Origin of the sequence: Paenibacillus sp. HB172176, from assembly GCF_011947265.1 — a bacterium.
Lineage (GTDB): Bacteria > Bacillota > Bacilli > Paenibacillales > Paenibacillaceae > Pristimantibacillus.
In genome coordinates, this window is the sequence record NZ_JAATHD010000004.1 from 416,890 (window position 1) to 436,302 (window position 19,413).

A 19,413-nucleotide genomic window follows, 5' to 3' on the forward strand; every position below is an offset into this window, starting at 1 on the left:
GGATATATCCCATATTTATTCGCTTTGTGACCGCGAGTTAAGCCGATTAAGAGCAACCTGAAGAACCCCTTGCTCATTCGTTTTCGAGCAGGGGGTCTTTATTGCCTATTTAATTTCTACTTGAAATTAAATCGAGGCGATGCTATATTAGTATCAAATCCAGTTGTACAGAAGAAGGGATGGTCAATCAAATGAATAGCTTTGGAATCAAGAAGATCAGTTTTATCTCTATGTTAATTGTAATCGCTTTCTCTCTTGCCGCATGCGGCTCTAACGGAGACGGCGGCAATCAAAAGGACAACGGCGGATCCAATCAGGCTGCCGCAGCCAGTTTCCCCGAGAAAGAAGTAAAGATGGTTGTTGCGTTCGGAGCGGGCGGAACGCTTGATTTGGCTCCTCGCGCCATGGCGGAAAGCTTCAAGGAAATTACAGGGCAATCGCTTGTCATCGAGAATCATTCGGGTGGAGCGGGCATTCCGGGAACCATGGATTTGGTGAACGCGGAGCCTGACGGTTACACGATCAGCATGATTCCAAGCGGACAGCTAAGTCTTCGCCCTGCTTTGCAGCCGGTTGATTACAGCTTTCCGGATGATTTCACGCCTATCGTCGGAGTTGGCGATTTTGAAATCGTATTCGCGGCTCTAAGCGACGCTCCTTATAACAATATGACCGAATTGGTGGACTATTATAAGGACAAAAACGAAGAAGTAAAGATCAGTACCTCCGGCGTCAACACGTACAGTCATCTGCTGGCGGCGATGCTGTCCAAGGAGACGGGAGCAGGCATTCGACATTTGCCGTTCGAGGGCAATGCGGAGGCGGTTACGGCGTTGCTCGGCAAGCATACCGATATTGTCATCGTGAATCTTTCGAACGTGGCGGAGCAAATTAAAGCGGGAACGGTGAAGGTGCTCGGCGTGCCCGCGAAGGAACGTTATTCGAACTTTCCGGATGCGCCTACGCTTAAGGAGCAAGGAATCAATGTTGTGGGCGGCGCGACGTTTGCCATCTACGGACCTGCCGGCATGCCCGAGGACGTGGTGCAGAAGCTCCATGATGTTTTCCTGCAAACAATGGAATCCAAGCCATTTCAGGAGTTCGCGACTAACACCAGTCTGCTTCTTACCAAGACCGAGCCGGAGAATTTGATACAAGAAATTTCCGAGGACCGCGATAATATCGAAGCCGTGAAGGAAAATCTGTAACAGAAATATATTTCCCACAAGATAGGGTGAATCAATTGAACATCAATAGAAGTCGTGATTTCATCGAATTCATCGTACTGCTTGCGTTAGGAATTGGGCTGCTCCTGCTTATTCCGCATCAGATCGATGCGAAATCCGCTGGATTAGGCATGGGCGCCTCTACAGATCCGCAGCTGTTTCCCAAGCTAATTGCCTGGGCATTCATTGTCATCGCCGCGATTCGATTCGCAATGGCATTGCTTGCCAAAGGAAAGAGCGTGCAAAGCGAGAAAACGGAGGCTTCATCGCCCTCGCAACGCCAAGTTCTGCTTGGAATCGCCTTGCTGATCGGCTATGCGATTCTGATGGGGATTGTCGGATTTGTGATATCCACCATTTTGGCGATTTTGGGCATGATTTATTTGCTGGGAAAGCTGAACGGGCTCAAAGCTGTCGCTTTTTCCGTTGTCGTTGCTTTGCTGTTATGGGCAGGGTTCCATGAGCTGCTTCATGTTCCGTTGCCGGAAGGCTTCATTGGCATATAGGAACGAGCATGAGCAGCTTTAGAAAGGAGTGGAGCCAATGGGTTTAGATTTTATTCAAGCATTGCCGTTATTATTTCATCCGAGCGTGCTCCTCTTTATGTGCATCGGGGTATTGGCGGGGATGATCATCGGCGCTTTGCCCGGTCTGACCGATCCGATGGCGCTGGGGCTCGCAATTCCGTTCACCTTCAGCATGGAGCCCGTTCAAGCGATCCTGTTCTTGCTCGGCATCCATTTCGGGGCGGTATACGGAGGTTCGATTACCGCAATTCTGATTAACACGCCGGGAACGCCCGCAGGAGCCGCGGCAGCCTTGGACGGTTATCCTTTGACGCTTCAAGGACAATCCCGCAAAGCGCTTCAAATGTCCGCGATATCCGCGTTTATCGGCGCATTGATATCGGTTGCGGCCTTAATGATTTTCGCGCCGCTGCTTTCGAAGGCTGCGCTGAAGTTCGGACCGTCCGAGTATTTCGCGCTGGGCTTGTTCGGCTTGTCCGTTGTCGCCGGCGTTGCCGGCAGGTCGTTATCCAAGGCGTTAATTGCCGCTTCTCTGGGCATCTTCGTTTCTTTCATTGGAACGGATCCGATCGTCGGCACGCAGCGCTTTACTTTTGGAAGCGCGCACTTGACGGATGGTCTTGATCTTGTTCCCGTTCTGATCGGCTTGTTCGCCATTCCCGAGATCCTGACCCAACTGCTGCCCGGGGGAGCCGTTGCGAAGGACAAGGATAATTCCAGTCATGTGCTGACAGGAATGGCGCTGACCTTCGCGGATTTGAAGCGCTCCCTGAAAACCATTATAAAGGGAAGCGGAATCGGCGTCCTGATCGGAGCTTTGCCAGGAACGGGAGCGGTCATTTCCTCCTTCTTCAGCTATAACGAAGCGGTGCGTTCCTCGAAGACTCCGGAGAAATACGGGAAAGGTGAGCTTGACGGAGTGGCGGCTGCCGAATCGGGCTCGGTCAGCACGGAATCATCGGCATTAATTCCTCTGCTTACCTTCGGCATTCCCGGAGATGTTTCGACCGCGATTTTGCTAGGAGCGTTCATTCTGCATGGCGTGCATGTCGGACCGCAATTGTTCCAAACCTCGGGCGACATTGTCGGAGCGATCTTCCTTGGCATCATTTTGCTCGAAGCCCTGGTATTTTTGTCGGGCTGGTATGGATCGTCGCTCGTGTCCAAGCTTGTTCGCATTCCCAAGACGTATCTGTTCTCTGTCATAACGGTACTTGTCGTGACGGGCTCATACGCTTTGACGAACGATATGTTCAACGTCTGGGTTACTTTAATTTTCGGAATTTTGGGTTATGCGATGAGAAGACTGGATTATCCGGTTGTTCCCTTATTGCTTGGCATCATTCTGGGCCCCATCATCGAGAAGAACTTTCTGCTCGCGATGGCGTCATCGGGAGGAGACTTAGCTTCCTTTCTCATTCAACCATTGACAGCAGGAATTCTCATTCTGGCCGCATTATCGATGGTGTTCACCCTTCGTATGCATCGGAATGTACAGAGAAGATTGAATAAAGAGGAGTAGGTTGCAATGAAGAAACCTAATTTCATCATCGTTTATTGCGATGATTTGGGCTATGGCGATCTGGGCTGCTACGGCTCTGAAACGGCAAAAACGCCCAATTTGGACATGCTGGCGGAGGAAGGCATCCGATTCACGCATTGGTATTCGAATTCGCCGGTATGCTCGCCGTCGAGAGCGTCGTTGCTCACGGGCTGTTATCCGGCCAGAACGGGAGTCGATCAGATCATAGCCGGCAATCGCGGCGCGGCGGGCCTGACGAAGCGGCATCGGACGCTTGCGGCAAGATTGCAATCGAATGGCTATCGCACAGCCTTGTTCGGGAAATGGCATCTGGGTTCGCAAGCGGAGAATCTCCCGAATGCTCATGGCTTCGATGAGTTTCTCGGCTTTCATTCCGGAGTCATCGATTATTATTCGCATATCAACTATTGGATTCAACGCAAGGGGATGGATCCTGTACACGATCTGTGGAACAACGGCAAGGAAATGTGGAGCAATGGGCGTTATATGACGAATTTGATTACGGACAATGCCTGCGATTATATTCGCAGTCAAGCCGATGATCCGTTCTTCCTCTATGTCGCGTATAACGCGCCGCACTTCCCGATGCATGCGCCGAAGGAATATCTGGACCGCTTTCCGGATCTGCCGCCTGATCGCCGCATCATGGCAGCCATGATTGCGGCGGTCGACGACGGAGTCGGCAGCATTATTGAAACGCTGAAAGCATCGGGGAAATATGAGGACACGGTCATTTTCTTCTCCAGCGACAACGGCCCCTCGACCGAAGCGAGAAATTGGCTGGACGGCAAAGAGGATTTGTATTATGGTGGAAGCGCAGGCAAATTGACCGGCCATAAAGCGAGCTTGTTCGAGGGAGGCATTCGGGAACCTGCCATTATGTCGTATCCGAATCATATCGCGGGCGGTCAAGTGAGCGATAAAATCGGGGTTATGATGGATATCGTGCCGACCTTCATGGAGTGGGCGGGGGCTCCTCTCGCACATGAGAGCGAGGTTGACGGAAGAAGCGTCGCCGCCATGGCTGCCGTTGATGCGGACAGTCCCCATGATAAGGTATACTGGGAATACGATGGTCAATTGGCCGTCCGTCAAGGGAAATGGAAGCTTGTGCTGAACGGGAAGCTCGATTTCGATCGAACCGCCAAAGCCTCCGTCCATCTGTCGGACATAGAGCTCGACCCCGGCGAGAAAGTGAATCTGGCCGAGCGGAACCCCGAGCTTACGCTTCAAATGGCGAATGACGTGAAAGCCTGGTATGAGGAAATGACAGCAGCCCAAACGAAATAAAGGGAGATACCGGATGAATATATTTTCACTTATACAAGAAATCAATCATAAGCGAATTATCAAAATCATTCGGGAGCAAGGTCCAATCTCCAGAGTCGATATTTCCGAGCTGACAGGCATAACAAGACCGACTGTGACCCGAATTACGGATGCGTTAATCAAGGAAAATCTCATTCAGGAATGCGGCTCCGTGCATTCTGCGCGGGGAAGAAGGCCGGTTTTGCTCCGGTTCAACGCAACGACTTTCTATTCCGTCGGCATTCACCTGGGTCGGCCCTCTATACAGGTTGCTCTGACGGATTTGAACGGGAATATCATCTCATTGAAGATGAAGACTGTTTCCAATACGGAAGACTTCGATTATATTATAAATTCCGTTAAGCGCATGATAGCGGATGTTATTCAGGAGAGCGGGATAGACCCCGCTCTCCTGCTTGGCATAGGCGTGGGCGTGCCGGGTCCGGTTAACGAGACGAAAGACGGGCTTATTTCCCCGCCGAACTTCTACAATCGGAACAATATTCCGCTTAGGGCTATGCTGCAAGAGAGCTACGATCTGCCCGTTATTATAGATCGCATGGCGAATGTGGCGGCGATAGCCGAGAAATGGTTCGGGAAAGGCGTGGGCTACAACAATTTCGTCTATATCATGGCCGACGTCGGGATAGGGAGCGGCATTATTATTAATGGAAATCTCTATCGGGGCGTGAACGGAGAGGCGGGAGATATCGGCCATACGACGGTCGATCTGCATGGGGAACTCTGCGCGTGCGGCAAATACGGCTGCTTGGAAACGGTGGTCTCCATTCCCAGGATTGTCAGGGAGGTCAAACGAAAACTAGGCAATGACGACCAGGACTCCGACAAACAGCTAAACTTGCAGAAGAATGTGCTCGACGAGCTGACGTTCGAGAATATCATGCTTGCCTTGAATCAAGGATCGGATGCGATCAAGGAAGTTATGCAGGATGTCGGCGAAAATCTCGGTATCGGCGCCGCGAACATGATCGAGTTTCTTGATCCCGAAATTATCATTGTCGGAGGAAGACTAGGCATGTCTTCTCCCATCTTGATCGATTCCGCGCAAAATCGCATTCGCTCCTATGTACTCGGACGAAGCGGCAGGGAGACGCCGGTCGTATCCTCCGAGCTGAACAATGCCGTTGTGCTTGGCGCGGCGGCTTTGGTTATTGACGACACCTTTTCCTTTTTTACCGTCTTTTGAGCGTGCATACACGCCCTAGAAGGATTTCTTGAACGCATTCGGGCTAGTGCCGGTCTGCGCTTTGAATACAGCGTTGAAATAGCTGGAATTGTCAAAGCCGATCTCTCTCGCGATTTCGTTAATCTTCATATCCGGATGCTTCAGGATGAGCTCCTTGCTCTTGTTGATTCGGATTCTGTTCACGTAGGCAATGGGTCTAAGCTGGAAGCTGCGCTTGAAGAGCAGGCAGAGATGCTGAGGCGTCACATGAATAAGCCTCGCCAGCTCGCTCAGCTTCAGGTTGTTCTTGTAATGCTCCTCGATATAGCTCAGCACGGGCTGAAGTCTCTCGCTGAGCTGCAGAGAGGAAGTACCGGTGCCGTCTTCCGCGAGCTGCTGCCGCAGATCGAGCAGCATGCCGTACAACAGCTTGGAGCACTGGGTTCCGTGACCGGCCTTTCTCTGTCTGCCGAGGTCGAACAAGGTGCGGACAGACAGCAGCAAAGCCTCGTTTTGCTCCGCCTGATAGACGCCCGCCTTCGGCAAGCCGCTGAGCCGCAGCAGCGTCTCCGCGTAATGTCCCTCGAATGTCAGCCATAAGACCTCCCATGGTTCTTTGACCGCATAGTAGGTATGCTCGATATGCGGCGGCAGATAGAAGAAGTCGCCTCCCCGGACGCGTCTCTCGGCGCCGTCGACCTCCAGAATGCCCTCGCCCCTCAGCGCGAACGATAATTGATGCTCGTGAAAGCCCTCCGCCCGATAGGTCCTCTCCTGGCTGCTCCAATGTCCGATTCCCGTCAGATAGATGGGAAGCTGAAGCTCTGATGCGGTCGGCGTCATATAATGAAGTTCATGCATACGAGACAGTCTCCTTTCCCTGGAATCTAAGGAAGCTTTATTTTGTAGCTGTTTAATGCTGCACTTATTAATCTAACGAAGATCTATAGCCTGTCGACTAACGGTGGACTGGCCTGCAATGCTGATTACCAGCGCTGCCGCCTTGGAAGTCGCCCCTCCAGGCGCTCTAACGTTGATTGCCAGCGCTGCCGCTTCAAAAGCGGTACCGGCTGAAGTTAATGAATGACATTTTCGGATGAAATAGCGTTGTGAATCTTCATTAGATTTCAGGAATAGATAATTTTGAGAAGATAACGTTATATTCGTTAAAGACCAATCGTATATTCAAATTTTGATAGAATTCAAGAATTTCCTTTATCGTTATTCATGCGGCGCGGCATTATAATATGAATATTGTAATGCTTTCAATTCATGAGGAAAAGAGGTTTGAGCGATGAAGAAGAAATTGGTCTATACGCCGCCTGTTAACGGTTATCCTGAATGGAATAATAATCCGGAGATTTTCGAGCTTAACCGCATGGATGCGCGCGCGTCCTTCCTGTCCTATGACAGCGCGGAGGAAGCGCTGCGAGGCGAGAGACAGTCCAGACGCAAGCTGTCTCTGAATGGCAAGTGGAAGTTTGCTTTCGCCGAGAATCCGGCAAGTCGAATAGTGAATTTCTACGAAAACGATTACGATTCGAGTGGATGGGATACGATAGAGGTGCCGAGTCATTGGCAGCTGCAAGGCTATGATTATCCGCAATACACGAATGTGAAATATCCATGGGTTGTTCGCGAGCCGCTCGAAGCGCCGTTCGCGCCGGTCAATTACAATCCGGTCGGCTCCTATCTGACTTCCTTCGAGGTGCCGCAGAGCTGGGACGGCGAGCCGGTGTTCATTAGCTTCCAGGGGGTAGAGTCCGCCTTCTATGTTTGGCTGAACGGCGAGCTGGTCGGCTACAGCGAGGATACGTTCACGCCGGCGGAATTCGATCTTACGCCTTACTTATGCAGTGGAGAGAACCGATTGGCGGTTGAGGTGTATCGCTGGTGCGACGCCAGTTGGCTGGAGGATCAGGATTTCTGGCGCATGAGCGGCATCTTCCGCGAGGTGTATCTGTATGCGAAGCCGCTGACGCATCTCTGTGACTTTTTCGTGAACACGGAGCTGGATGCGGAGTATAGGGACGCGGAACTGAGCGTGGATGTTAAGCTGTCCAATTACAGCGAGAAAGATTCCAGACGAATCGTTCTGCAGACGATGCTGTATGACGCGCAAGGAGAGGCGGTGTGGACGAAGCCCGAACGGCTGGAAACAAGCTTGGCTTCCCAACAGACGAGGCAGGTTCGCTTATCCGCCCATACGGTCAATCCGCTGAAGTGGAGCGCGGAGATTCCGAATCTGTACACGCTCGTCTTGACGCTCCTCGATGAGAGTGGAGCCGTTCTCGAAGCGGCGAGCAGCAAGGTCGGCTTCCGCAAGTTCGAGCTGAAGGACGGCCTCATGCAGATCAACGGCAAGCGAATTCTTTTCCGCGGCGTGAACCGCCATGAATTCTCCTGTCATACCGGCCGAGCGCTCGGAATCGAGGATATGGAGCGGGATATCTTGCTGATGAAGACGCATAACATTAATGCGGTCCGCACCTCCCATTATCCGAATCAACCCGTATGGTACGAGCTCTGCGACGAGCATGGCCTGTATGTGATCGACGAAACGAATCTCGAGACACATGGCTCCTGGCGTTACGCCCAGAAGGAGCTGGAGAACACGGTGCCGGGCAGCAGACCGGAATGGAAGGCGAATGTGCTGGATCGCTGCAACTCGATGTTCCAGCGGGACAAGAATCATCCGAGCATCCTGATCTGGTCGCTTGGCAACGAGTCCTTCGGCGGCGACAACTTCCTCGCGATGCATGATTATTTGAAGGAGCAGGATCCTTCCAGACTGGTGCATTACGAGGGGATATTCCATTTCCGCGCGAGCGAGGCGGCTTCGGATATCGAGAGCACGATGTATGTGAAGCCGCATCTGGTTGAAGAATACGCGAACCATGAGCCGAGGAAGCCTTACATTCTATGCGAATACAGTCATGCGATGGGCAATTCCTGCGGCGGGCTGCACAAATACACCGAGCTGTTCGACAAGTACCCGGTGCTGCAGGGCGGCTTCATCTGGGATTGGGTGGATCAGGCGATCATGACGAAGACGCCGGAAGGAGAGAGCCGCTTGGCCTATGGCGGAGATTTCGGAGAAGAGCCGCATGACGGCAACTTCTGCGGCAACGGACTCATCTTCGCGGACCGCTCTATCACTCCGAAGTTGATCGAGACGAAGAAATGCTACGAAGCCATCGATGTGAGAGTGGAAGACTGGTCGGCGAAAATAGTCAAGATTACGAACAAGAATCTGTTCGCTGATCTGAGCGCTTATTCGCTGGAGTGGGAGCTGGCGCGGAATGGATTGCCGATTGAGCAAGGAAGCCTGGATATCGAGGCGGCTCCCCTGTCTTCCGTTCATGTGAAGGTACCGTTCAAGGGGGTGTCCAAGGCGGCTCCAGGAGAGGAATATGTTCTGACGCTGCGCTTCGTGACCAAGCAATCGGCGGGCATGGTGCCGGCGGGTCACGAGGTCGCGTTCGAGCAGTTCATCGTTGGGGCCTCCGCGCTTCTTAAAGAAGGAGAGCTTGCTCCAGCGCAGGCGAGCGAGAAGCTACAAGGAGGAGCTGCTCTGACTGTGACGAATTCCTTGGATCGATTGAAGGTCGAGGGTGCAGGCTTCTCTGTCGCCTTCAGCACGAGGAACGGCGAGCTAAGCTCTTATGTTGTGAACGGACAAGAGCTGCTGCTGTCTCCTGTACGCCCGAACTTCTGGCGGCCTTATACGGACAACGATCGCGGCAACGGACATCCGGAGCGCTGCGCAACGTGGCGTGACGCGGGAACTGAGCGGACCTTGCTTGCCATGACCTATGAGCAGCAAGGGAAGCAGGTCGTTGTCGAAACGACCTATTCGTTGCCGACGACGACGGAGTCGCAATGCTCGATGAACTACTTGATTCGAGGAGACGGCAGCATCGAGCTCGAACTTTCCCTGATGCCTGGAGCGGGGCTTCCCGAGATTCCGGAGGTTGGCGTAATGTTCGAGATGGATGGAAGGTTTGAGGATTTGTCTTGGTACGGCAAGGGACCGCATGAGACATATTGGGACCGCCAGAGCAGCGGCAAGCTCGCGCTTCACAGCGGCAAGGTGGCGGAGCAATTCGTGCCATATCTCCGGCCGCAGGAATGCGGCAACAAGATCGGAGTTCGGTTCGCGGACATCAAGGATGCGAAGGGAGCAGGACTTGCGATAAGCGGCAGGCTGCCGTTCGAATTGAATGCTCTACCGTATACCCCGGCAGAGCTGGAAGCGAATGATCATGTGTATAAGCTGCCTGAAAGCTCGAAGACGGTCGTGCGGTTGATCGGTCAACAGATGGGCGTTGGCGGAGACGATAGCTGGAGAGCCAGGGTGCATACGGAATATACGCTGCAAGCGAATCGCGTCCATTATGCGCGGTTTGTGATTCAAGGCAAATAAGCTTGAAATAGACCTCGAAAATCGGCTTTGACGGAAACAGGCGTGGAAATCGATGAAGCGACCGGTGTGGAAACAGGCAGGCGCTAACGAAACTTGATAACGTTAAGAGGATAAAAAAGCATCCTAAACAAATCTAACGAAGATTTATCGTCTTATTTCATGGTTTCGGGCAGCAATCATGCTCGTTTTGATGATTTAACGATACTAATCTTCGTTAGATTCACGTAGGCCTGAGATTCAGGCGTTTAACGATATGAGTCTTCATTAGAATTCCATGGTCGGAGAGAATTAAATGCCATAAGTCCTTTGACTTTTTACTATGAAAATCAAGTATAATGAGAAGATCGCTGTTTGGATTCCTTATTTCTTGAGAGTCAGTCAAAGGAGAATTCGATGTCGCTGTTTAAATCTTATTTTGTATTTGTAAAGCCTTATTGGAAGCTTGTGCTTCTCACGCTCGTCATCGGCATGGTAAAATTCGCGATACCGCTTACGATGCCGTTGTTCATGAAGTACGTCATTGACGACATTCTGAACAACAGCGTCATGTCCGTGGACGACAAGGTGCAGAAGCTGATCTATGTGATGATCGGCGCCTTCGGCTTGTTCGTTATCCTGCGGGCGCCCGTTGAATATCTCAGGCAATATTTCGCCCAGCTCATTACGAGCCGGATCCTGTTCGATCTGCGGAACAAGCTGTACGCCCATATCCAGAAGCTGTCCTTGCGGTACTATCAGAACCGCAAGACCGGCGAGACCATCTCCCGCATGATTAATGACGCCGAGCAGACGAAGAGCATCGTCGAGACGGGCATGATGAACATCTGGCTTGACATGTTCACGCTGACGATCGCGATGGCGTTCATGTTCACGATGGATGTGAAGCTGACGCTCGTCGCCATTGTTGTCTTTCCCTTCTACGGCGTTGCGGTGAAGACGCTGTACAAGCGGCTGCGCGAGTATACAAAGGCCAGAAGTCAGGCGCTTGCCAACATGCAGAGCTATCTGTTCGAACGTGTAAACGGAATGGCAGTTATCAAGAGCTTCACGCTCGAGGAGAAGGAACGCGTTCAATTCGGGGAGAAGAACGGCAGCTTTCTTGATCGCGCGCTTGCGCTCACGAGATGGAATGCGCTGACGAATATGATTGTGAACACGCTCACGGAGATCGCGCCTTTGCTGGTGCTGTTCTATGGCGGGTATCAGGTCATTCAAAACCATCTGACGCTGGGGGCATTCGTCGCCTTCTTCGCGTATCTTGACCGTCTGTACAGTCCGCTGCGCCGCTTGGTCACCTCCTCCACCCAATTGACGCAAGCGAGCGCTTCTCTGGAGAGAGTGCTTGAATTGATGAACGAGCCTTACGATATTGTAGACGGACCGGAAGCTAAAGCGGTTGAGCATGTGCGAGGCGAGATCACGTTCCGGAATGTGTCCTTTCGCTACGATGACTCCTCCGAATGGGTGCTGCGCGATCTGGATTTGCATATCAAGGCGGGAGAGACGATTGCCTTTGTCGGGATGAGCGGCGGCGGAAAGTCCTCGCTGATCAGCTTGATTCCGAGATTTTACGATATTCAGAAGGGCAGCATTCTGCTTGATCATTATGCGCTCACGGATATGACGATCAAGAGCCTGCGCAGTCAGATCGGGATGGTGATGCAGGATAATATCCTGTTTAGCGGAAGCGTGCGTGAAAATATTCTGTTCGGTAATCCGGAGGCGACGGAGGAAGGAATGATGGAGGCGGCCAAGGCGGCAAGCGCGCATGAATTCATTATGGGATTGCCGAAGGGCTATGATACGGAGATCGGGGAGAGAGGCGTCAAGCTGTCCGGAGGACAGAAGCAGCGGATCGCGATCGCCCGCGTGTTCCTGAAGGATCCGGCTATTCTCATTCTGGACGAAGCGACCTCGGCGCTCGATCTGGAGTCGGAGCAATCCATTCAAGAATCGCTGGAGCGGCTTGCGAAGAATCGGACGACGCTTATTGTGGCGCATCGCTTGTCCACGATTACGCATGCGGATCAGATCGTGCTCATCGAGAATGGGGAAATTACGGAGAAGGGCACGCATGAGGAGCTGATGAAACAGGACGGAGGCTATGCAAGACTGTTCAACGTGCAGCGTTCTTTGTAACAAGCAACGCTAATCATTTAATTCCTTTCCGTCAGGCTCTCCGCCGTCCCGGAGTCAGCGTCTCAAAGGCTGTCTTCAGGACGGACATGTCTTTTTACGATTTCATACACGTTGGTGAACCGAATTGGCGCCGATTGCAGATTCTCCGTCTGCTCGATGAGGACGCTTTGCGGATCTTTCAGCAGAAACAGCTTCTCAAGTAAGCTATTTGCGCCCAAAATCCGCTCGTATCTCGCCCCATTCCTCGGTGTTCCATTTCAGCACTTTGTTCTTGTACGAATTCGTCTGCAGCCATTTCAAAGCGTTGTCCGTCAATTCCCAGATACGGGCAGTTGAAGCGTCTCGCTTCAGGGAGGACGCGACCTTCTTGTTGCGCAACCAGGCAAGCGCGGTTTTTGAATCGCTGTATATGGTCTTGGTGCTGCCCTGCTTCTTCAAATAATCGAGCGCATGCACAACGGCGATGAATTCGCCAAGATTATTCGTCCCGTTCGGAATCGGCCCGACATAGAAGAGAATATCGCCGGTCTGCGTGTCCACGCCCTTGTATTCCACGGGTCCCGGATTGCCCCTGGTCCCGACATCAACCGAAATGCTGTCGTAGTCGATGGAGGACTCGTCCAAGGCGAGTATGGTCTGCTTTGGAGAGGAGGCTTTGCCCGTTCCCGGACTTTTCCGCGCTTTGCCGCTGTTGGAGCTTGCGCCGGCTCCGCTGCTTGCCGAATTCGATTTCCCCGCGCCCCAATGCTTGCGCCACCCGTCCTTGAACGCGGCCTCCGCGAGAGCCTTCGTCTCGTAGGATTTGAATTTCGCGTCCTTCTCGCCGTTTACTTGAGCCTGGCATTCCGCCCAGGTCGGGAATACGCCGGTCTTCTTGCCAACCCATACGACATAATATTTGGATTTGCCCATCATGTCATTCCTTCCGATTGTGTTGTTCTACCTGCTATTATACAAATAGTGAAAGAGAGGAGTAAAGGTAAGCGATTCTCGCAGCTTGAATCAAGTCTCTCTCCACGCCGGCAGCCTGATCGAGAAGGAGGTTCCCGTTCCAGGCTCGCTGTCAACCTCTATGGAGCCTTTCATGGCGTGGATTATGCCGAAGGAAACCATCGTGCCAAGTCCCGTGCCCGCGTCCTTGGTCGTAAAAAAAGGCTTGCCAAGGCTCTCGAGCGCTGCGGTATCCATACCCTCGCCTGTATCGCTAATTCGAATGAGAATACTCTCCTCATTCTCAAGAGCAGCTTCAATGCGCATAACTCCTCCATCCTTCATCGCTTCGATGCCATTCTTGATAAGATTAATCAGAGCTTGATGAAATTTTTTGAGATTCCCATAAAACTTCATAATTTCCGCAGGAAGGATGTTGTGGTATTCTACATCATGCAAGGTGCAATAAGGCTGCATGACCTTGGCGATATAATCCAACTCCTTCCCGACTTCCAAACATTCCGCTTCATCAATGACCGGCTTCGCAAAGGTGAGATAGTCTGTTATGATGCTTTCCGCGCGATCCAGCTCGGACAGACACAGCTTAATGAATTCGCTTCGCCTGCCGAAGTCGATATCCGGTTCGCGCATCAGTTGAATAAAGCCCCTCGTGACGGTTAGCGGATTGCGAACCTCATGCGAAATGCTCGCGGCCAATTGGCTGACTGTATTCAAGTGTACCAATTTGTTCATTTCCTGGTGGACCGAACGCTCGATTTTGTTCAAATGATGCTGTCTTCCAATCGTTTTTGGATCGGTGACGTACTTCAAATGAATCGCCCAATTGCAAATCTGGCCATTGCGATAAATTGGTGTAATGGATAAGAGAATATGATATTCGATGCCTTGATCGATAACTCGAATGGTCTCGATATGATTGAAGGTGCCGAAGGATTGCGAGGGGGAGAGCTTGCCCTCATTGTATCGATTCACGATATTATGCACGTATTCCTCGACCTGCCTGCTGAGATAGGAAGGAATTGTGGTGCATTGCAGGATATGTAGATGAAGAAGCTTCTTGCTGCTCCAGCCTAGTAAATTAGAGAATGCCCGGTTGACAAGCACAATGCTGGCGTCGAGCGAAAGCAGAAGGATGGGATCGCTGCAATTCTCGATGAACGAATAGGAGATTTCATCCGATTCAGCAGATTTGAACGTTGCGGGACCGGCGCTTGTCGCATCAATCGACAGGAAGCAGGTAATGCTCGAGATGTTATTATTCATCATGCCCGGCACCAAGGTAACCTCGAAATTCCGCGGTTCAAAGTCCATGTCGTCTAACGCGACATCCAGCTTCCAGTGGAATTTGCTGGTCTTTCCGCTGCGCGCCATCTGGAAGTGTCTATCAAAAATCTGGAAGGAATACGGATTGACGAAGTTTGCTATACTCTTCCCTATCAGTTGATCCTGTATAAGCTGCATAATTCGTGAAGCGCTTGCATTGACGTAAGCAATCCGTTCATCCAAATCGAGAACGAGGATGGCATCAGGATGCAATTGGTAGGAGGATTCATAGTACATCAGCATGGATTGGTTCTCCATAAGTCACCTCAATTGATAACAAAATTAAATTTCGTCAACGGCAAAGATTGAATCTGCTATGTGAAAAAAGTAAGGGAGGATGATGTGGGGTTAAGCGTTTCAATCAATGCGCAGAATAGAAGGGGGATTAGTTCTGTTAAAGGTTGAGTATAAATCAAGCATACAACGATGAGGCAATTATGTCCAATAAACATCGTACTCAATTTACATTTAATCAAGGGGGGGACGACAATGTTTCGAGAATCATCCAACAGGGGCAAGGCTTATTGTGAAAAGGGATGGCAATGGAGACCTCCACCGTTAGAAGACTATGATCTTTGGTATGTCATGGAGGGAGAGGGATGCCTGACGCTAGGGAATTCACGCTATCATCTGAGCCGGGGAAGCTGTTTTCTGCTTAGGCCGGGCGATCAGCCTGCCGCTGATCAGAATCCGGATAACAGACTGACGGTGATCTTCATTCATTTTTCGATTGAAGGCGATCAGGACGTTGAAGCAAATATGCCGCCCAGGCATATTCAAGTGGAGGCGAGGCATCGCTTCGAACTGCTGCTGGAGCTATTGTTGGAAATTAGCAATGAAGAGAGCTCTCCTTGGAGGGAAGAGGAGATCGATGCACTGTTTAGAATGCTCTGGTTCATGCTGCTAAGGGAAACCGCGCAGGGCAATTCGACGGACAGCAGGCATCGGGTGTTGATCGGAAGGGTGAAATGCATCCTGCGGGAAAACGGGGGCAGACGCGTGCCGAATGAAGGAATTGCGGCCCAGATTGGTTTGTCGAAGGAATATCTTAGCGTTTTGTTCAAGAGATATACGGGCACTTCTATGAAGCAATTTACAACAACTGTGCGGCTAGACCGCGCCATGCGTCTATTGACGGAAACGACAATGAATGTGTCTCAGGTTGCCGAGGCGCTCGGCTATGCGAATTTGTATTTGTTCAGCAAACAATTCAAGGCGCATTTCGGTGATCCTCCATCGAAATTTCAATGGAAAGGCTCTCGGCGATAAGCATGTTCAGGAGCTGGAATAACGCAAAGTTCGATTGTGAATATAGGTTTAAGTATAAAATTTAAAAATACTGTATCATAAGAAAAGATGACTTGCTTTGCGCAGGATACGGAGGATCGTCATGATTAGAGGTTTTATCCTATTCACACTATTTTACCTGGCCGGCGTTTTGATGGAGAGGCTCCTTCATGTGCCGCTGCCCGCCAATGTGATTGGCATGGCGCTGCTCGCGTTGGCCCTCTACTGCAAGATCATCAAGCTGGAGTGGGTGGATATCGGCTCGCGATTAGTTCTGCGCCATATGAGTTTATTCTTCGCGCCGGCTATCGTGGGAACGATGGTGTTCGGAGAGCTGCTGCGGGCCTACTGGCTGTCGCTTGCTTGCAGCATTATCGGAAGCACGCTTTTGACGATGCTTGTTACGGGCTTCATCGTACGTCATTGGGGCCGGGGGAAGGAGGCGAGCAAGGATGACGAGCAAAATCGAGTCTTTCCTGCATAACCCCGCATTCGGCGTTGCACTGACGCTGCTTCTGTATTGCTTGGCTGTCTATTTCAAGCGAAGACGGGGCTGGGGCTGGATTCATCCGCTTATTCTTACATCGGGTATTATTATGGTTGTGCTTCAAGTTGGGGACATTCCTCTTGCTTGGTACAAGTCGGGAGGAGACTGGATCAGTTGGGCGCTCGGTCCGGCGACCGTGGCGCTTGCCGTGCCGCTGTACAAGCATGCGCCGCTGATAAGAAGCAAGCTGACTGCTGTGCTCGCGGGTATTACGATCGGTTCCATCGTCTCTGCCGTCTCGACCGCTTGTTTCTTGGCTGCATCAGGAGCTTCTTCTCAATTGCTCTTCTCCGCGCTTAGCAAATCCTCTTCTGCACCGTTCTCGATGGCGATTGCGTCCAGGCTTGGCGGCATACCGGAGCTGGCGGCGGCGCTGTCCGTCTTAACCGGACTGCTCGGAAGCCTGGCAGGGCCAGCTTTGCTAAGACTATGCGGAGTGAAGGAGGATGTGCCTCTCGGAGCTGCGGTTGGCACCGGCTCGCATGGCATCGGTACGGCTCGTCTCATGTCGATGTCCGAGCTGCAGGGCAGCGTCAGCGGGTTCGCGATGGCGTCGGCAGGACTGATCACGTCGCTGCTGATGCTGCCGGTTTATTGGTGGCTGTCACAATGAACGAAGACTGTATTGGCATTTGCACGAGGGTTGTCGCAATATAGTACATTCAATTATTTTCCGGGAAATAACTCGAATGGTGGAAACGATTGAAGGAAATAGGGCCAATGCCCGTAATAAATTCGAATCTACCGCAGGACCGCATTATTAGCGGTCCTGTTTCTTGATCGATTTTTTTGTCGTTGACAAATGCAGCATTTCGGATTATGATTTTAATACCCAGTAGGGTATTGTTGAAGCGGTGTGCTGAATATTTTTTTGGTCTTTTTAATACCCTATAGGGTATTTTGCTTAATCGATTTAACTATCCGCTATGAAAATTATTCTTTTGGAGGGAAAGCAATTATGTCGCAGACAAAATCATTTCAAGCGAATCAAATCCTGGATTGCAAAGGTCTTGCATGTCCGATGCCCATCGTAAAGACGAAGAAGACAATCACTGGAATGCAAGATGGAGAAGTGCTCGAAATTCAGGCAACGGACAAAGGTTCGCTAGCCGATCTGCAAGCATGGAGCAAGAGCGCGGGTCATCATTATATAGGCACGCTAACAGAAGGAGACCTGCTTAGGCATTATGTTCGAAAAGCAACCGCGAGCGAGGCGAAGGAGCCGCCGAAGCATGAATACAAGCTCAGCAATGAAGAGCTGGAACGTATGATCGATGGCGGAGAAAAGCTATTCGTGCTTGATGTGCGCGAACCGGCGGAATATGCTTTTGGCCATATTCCAGGCGCTGTCTCGATTCCGCTCGGCGAGCTCGAAGCAAGATGGAACGAACTGAGCAAAGAAGATCAAATTTATGTCATCTGCCGAACAGGAACTCGAAGCGATCTGGCGTGTCGTCAGCTCGCGGAGAAGGGTTTCGATAAGACGGTTAATATATTGCCAGGAATGTCCGAGTGGCATGGACCTGTGAGAGGAGAATAACAATGACAACTACGACAGAAGCAAAGGCAATGAAGGCGGCAGAGGCAGCGCAAGCCGTTATTCGCAGAGAGAAGCTGTTCATTCTTGATGTTCGCAATGAAGAGCTTTTCAATAATTGGAAGATCGAAGGCGTAGGCGTTACAGCGGCGAATATTCCTTATTTCGATCTTTTGGACAGCGTCGATGCGGCGATCGAGCTGCTGCCGCGGGGAGAGAAGGTGTTGGTAGTATGCGCCAAGGAAGGATCTTCGCGGTTCGTAGCTGATGCGCTGGTCGAAGCAGGAATTGCTGACGTCTATTATCTCGAAGGCGGCATGAAGGCATGGAGCGAGCATCTTGAGCCGGTGAAGATAGCCGAGCTGAGAGACGGCGGAGAACTGTACCAGTTTGTTCGGCTTGGCAAAGGATGTCTCTCCTACATGGTCATCTCAGGCGGCGAAGCCGCTGTCATTGATTCGATGAGAATGACGCATGTCTATGAGCAATTTGCAGAGGAGAAGAGAGCTGTTATCAAGCATGCGATGGATACGCATCTTCATGCGGATCATATCTCCGGCGGCAGGATGCTGGCTGAGCATACGGGAGCCTCCTATTGGCTTCCGCCCAAGGATGCAGAAGAGGCGACCTTTGCCTATGCGCCGTTAGAGAATGGAACAACGATAACTGTCGGCGGCATAAACATCAGGATTGATGCCGTATACTCCCCGGGGCATACAATCGGCAGCACGTCCTTTATTATCGATGAACGTTACTTGCTTACAGGCGATATTCTGTTCGTGAAGTCGATTGGGCGTCCTGATCTGGCGGGCAGCGCCGAGGATTGGGCGGGTGATCTTCGCGAGACGTTGTACTCCCGTTACAAAGCTTTGCCAGAGGAACTTGTCGTGCTTCCTGCGCATTTCGGAAGCATTCGCGAATTAAATGAGAACGGCAGCGTTTCGGCGCCGCTCGGCAGGCTGTTCCAAACAAACGAAGGCTTGCAAATCGAGAGCGAAGGAGACTTCAGACGCGCGGTTACCGAGAATTTGCCGAAGCATCCGAACGCCTATCAAGACATTCGCCAGACGAATCTGGGCAAACTGCAGCCGGAAGAAGAGGAACTGCGTGAGATGGAAACAGGACCAAACCGATGCGCCATTAAGGAGGAGACTGAATAATGAAAGCAACTATTGTGGTGGATACAAAGGGAATGGCATGTCCGATGCCGATTGTGAAGGCGAAGAAAGCACTCGAGACGATAGCAGTTGGAGAAGTGATGGAAGTCGTGTCTACGGATATGGGGTCATTGAACGACTTTCAAGCTTGGGTGAAGGGAACCAAGCATGAGATGCTTCATCACGAGGAGAATGCGGGCGTGTACACGTTCTATGTTCGCAAGCATTAGGGTCTGTTGGTCGCGGTCTGGCGTTG

The 19,413-nt window shown here is 51.5% G+C and carries 16 protein-coding genes; 13 read left to right on the forward strand and 3 right to left on the reverse strand.

Annotated elements, in window-relative coordinates; genetic code table 11:
- Positions 1 to 191 precede the first annotated feature (191 nt).
- From HFP08_RS08795 to HFP08_RS08815, 5 genes are read left to right on the forward strand one after another with little or no spacing between them, the layout of a single operon-like run.
- A complete protein-coding gene (locus HFP08_RS08795; RefSeq protein WP_168120207.1) occupies positions 192 to 1,208 on the forward strand; it encodes a tripartite tricarboxylate transporter substrate binding protein in 1,017 nt (338 codons plus the stop codon).
- A gap of 35 nt (positions 1,209 to 1,243) precedes the next feature.
- The gene (locus tag HFP08_RS08800; RefSeq protein WP_168120208.1) at positions 1,244 to 1,732 is read left to right on the forward strand and encodes a tripartite tricarboxylate transporter TctB family protein; all 489 of its coding nucleotides are present in this window, start codon (positions 1,244 to 1,246) and stop codon (positions 1,730 to 1,732) included.
- A 37-nt stretch (positions 1,733 to 1,769) separates the two neighbouring features.
- Positions 1,770 to 3,275, forward strand: a complete 1,506-nt coding sequence (locus tag HFP08_RS08805) for a tripartite tricarboxylate transporter permease (protein WP_168120209.1) — start codon at positions 1,770 to 1,772, stop codon at positions 3,273 to 3,275.
- Between the two features lie 6 nt (positions 3,276 to 3,281).
- The gene (locus HFP08_RS08810; RefSeq protein WP_168120210.1) at positions 3,282 to 4,586 is read left to right on the forward strand and encodes a sulfatase-like hydrolase/transferase; all 1,305 of its coding nucleotides are present in this window, start codon (positions 3,282 to 3,284) and stop codon (positions 4,584 to 4,586) included.
- A 13-nt stretch (positions 4,587 to 4,599) separates the two neighbouring features.
- Complete coding sequence (locus tag HFP08_RS08815; protein WP_168120211.1) at positions 4,600 to 5,811, forward strand: ROK family transcriptional regulator; 1,212 nt, start codon at positions 4,600 to 4,602, stop codon at positions 5,809 to 5,811.
- A 15-nt stretch (positions 5,812 to 5,826) separates the two neighbouring features.
- Here the strand turns inward: HFP08_RS08815 and HFP08_RS08820 are convergent, their stop codons facing one another.
- Positions 5,827 to 6,651, reverse strand: a complete 825-nt coding sequence (locus HFP08_RS08820) for a helix-turn-helix transcriptional regulator (RefSeq protein ID WP_168120212.1) — start codon at positions 6,649 to 6,651, stop codon at positions 5,827 to 5,829.
- A gap of 433 nt (positions 6,652 to 7,084) precedes the next feature.
- Between HFP08_RS08820 and lacZ the strand changes: the two genes are divergently transcribed.
- The gene (gene lacZ / locus HFP08_RS08825) at positions 7,085 to 10,216 is read left to right on the forward strand and encodes a beta-galactosidase, LacZ type (protein WP_168120213.1); all 3,132 of its coding nucleotides are present in this window, start codon (positions 7,085 to 7,087) and stop codon (positions 10,214 to 10,216) included.
- Between the two features lie 393 nt (positions 10,217 to 10,609).
- Positions 10,610 to 12,355 (forward strand): ABC transporter ATP-binding protein, encoded by a 1,746-nt coding sequence (locus HFP08_RS08830; protein ID WP_168120214.1) that lies wholly within the window; start codon positions 10,610 to 10,612, stop codon positions 12,353 to 12,355.
- 204 nt (positions 12,356 to 12,559) lie between these two features.
- On the opposite strand, the gene rnhA is transcribed toward HFP08_RS08830, so the two are convergent.
- Positions 12,560 to 13,267: a ribonuclease H gene (gene rnhA / locus HFP08_RS08835; RefSeq protein ID WP_168120215.1), complete on the reverse strand. Its 708-nt coding sequence runs from the start codon at positions 13,265 to 13,267 to the stop codon at positions 12,560 to 12,562.
- Positions 13,268 to 13,357: 90 nt separating this feature from the next.
- Positions 13,358 to 14,872: a PAS domain-containing sensor histidine kinase gene (locus HFP08_RS08840; RefSeq protein WP_168120216.1), complete on the reverse strand. Its 1,515-nt coding sequence runs from the start codon at positions 14,870 to 14,872 to the stop codon at positions 13,358 to 13,360.
- Between the two features lie 246 nt (positions 14,873 to 15,118).
- On the opposite strand from HFP08_RS08840, the gene HFP08_RS08845 reads away from it, so the two are divergent.
- From HFP08_RS08845 to HFP08_RS08870, 6 genes are all read left to right on the forward strand, one after another.
- The gene (locus tag HFP08_RS08845) at positions 15,119 to 15,898 is read left to right on the forward strand and encodes a helix-turn-helix domain-containing protein (protein WP_168120217.1); all 780 of its coding nucleotides are present in this window, start codon (positions 15,119 to 15,121) and stop codon (positions 15,896 to 15,898) included.
- Between the two features lie 121 nt (positions 15,899 to 16,019).
- Complete coding sequence (locus HFP08_RS08850) at positions 16,020 to 16,400, forward strand: CidA/LrgA family protein (protein ID WP_168120218.1); 381 nt, start codon at positions 16,020 to 16,022, stop codon at positions 16,398 to 16,400.
- Positions 16,369 to 17,076 (forward strand): LrgB family protein, encoded by a 708-nt coding sequence (locus HFP08_RS08855; protein WP_168120219.1) that lies wholly within the window; start codon positions 16,369 to 16,371, stop codon positions 17,074 to 17,076. Before HFP08_RS08850 ends, HFP08_RS08855 begins: the two co-directional genes overlap by 32 nt.
- A 345-nt stretch (positions 17,077 to 17,421) precedes the next feature.
- Positions 17,422 to 18,003: a sulfurtransferase TusA family protein gene (locus tag HFP08_RS08860; RefSeq protein ID WP_168120220.1), complete on the forward strand. Its 582-nt coding sequence runs from the start codon at positions 17,422 to 17,424 to the stop codon at positions 18,001 to 18,003.
- A gap of 2 nt (positions 18,004 to 18,005) precedes the next feature.
- Entirely contained in the window at positions 18,006 to 19,160 is a 1,155-nt protein-coding gene (locus tag HFP08_RS08865; RefSeq protein WP_168120221.1) for an MBL fold metallo-hydrolase, read from the forward strand.
- Complete coding sequence (locus tag HFP08_RS08870) at positions 19,160 to 19,387, forward strand: sulfurtransferase TusA family protein (protein WP_168120222.1); 228 nt, start codon at positions 19,160 to 19,162, stop codon at positions 19,385 to 19,387. The genes HFP08_RS08865 and HFP08_RS08870 overlap by 1 nt, the downstream gene beginning before the upstream one ends.
- Positions 19,388 to 19,413: the final 26 nt, after the last annotated feature.

Coding starts and splice junctions, on each gene's coding strand:
- HFP08_RS08795 (WP_168120207.1), top strand. CDS start 192: ATGAATAGCTTTGGAATCAAGAAGATCAGTTTTATCTCTATGTTAATT.
- HFP08_RS08805 (WP_168120209.1), top strand. CDS start 1,770: ATGGGTTTAGATTTTATTCAAGCATTGCCGTTATTATTTCATCCGAGC.
- HFP08_RS08810 (WP_168120210.1), top strand. CDS start 3,282: ATGAAGAAACCTAATTTCATCATCGTTTATTGCGATGATTTGGGCTAT.
- HFP08_RS08815 (WP_168120211.1), top strand. CDS start 4,600: ATGAATATATTTTCACTTATACAAGAAATCAATCATAAGCGAATTATC.
- HFP08_RS08820 (WP_168120212.1), bottom strand. CDS start 6,651: ATGCATGAACTTCATTATATGACGCCGACCGCATCAGAGCTTCAGCTT.
- lacZ (WP_168120213.1), top strand. CDS start 7,085: ATGAAGAAGAAATTGGTCTATACGCCGCCTGTTAACGGTTATCCTGAA.
- HFP08_RS08830 (WP_168120214.1), top strand. CDS start 10,610: ATGTCGCTGTTTAAATCTTATTTTGTATTTGTAAAGCCTTATTGGAAG.
- rnhA (WP_168120215.1), bottom strand. CDS start 13,267: ATGGGCAAATCCAAATATTATGTCGTATGGGTTGGCAAGAAGACCGGC.
- HFP08_RS08840 (WP_168120216.1), bottom strand. CDS start 14,872: ATGCTGATGTACTATGAATCCTCCTACCAATTGCATCCTGATGCCATC.
- HFP08_RS08845 (WP_168120217.1), top strand. CDS start 15,119: ATGTTTCGAGAATCATCCAACAGGGGCAAGGCTTATTGTGAAAAGGGA.
- HFP08_RS08850 (WP_168120218.1), top strand. CDS start 16,020: ATGATTAGAGGTTTTATCCTATTCACACTATTTTACCTGGCCGGCGTT.
- HFP08_RS08855 (WP_168120219.1), top strand. CDS start 16,369: ATGACGAGCAAAATCGAGTCTTTCCTGCATAACCCCGCATTCGGCGTT.
- HFP08_RS08860 (WP_168120220.1), top strand. CDS start 17,422: ATGTCGCAGACAAAATCATTTCAAGCGAATCAAATCCTGGATTGCAAA.
- HFP08_RS08865 (WP_168120221.1), top strand. CDS start 18,006: ATGACAACTACGACAGAAGCAAAGGCAATGAAGGCGGCAGAGGCAGCG.
- HFP08_RS08870 (WP_168120222.1), top strand. CDS start 19,160: ATGAAAGCAACTATTGTGGTGGATACAAAGGGAATGGCATGTCCGATG.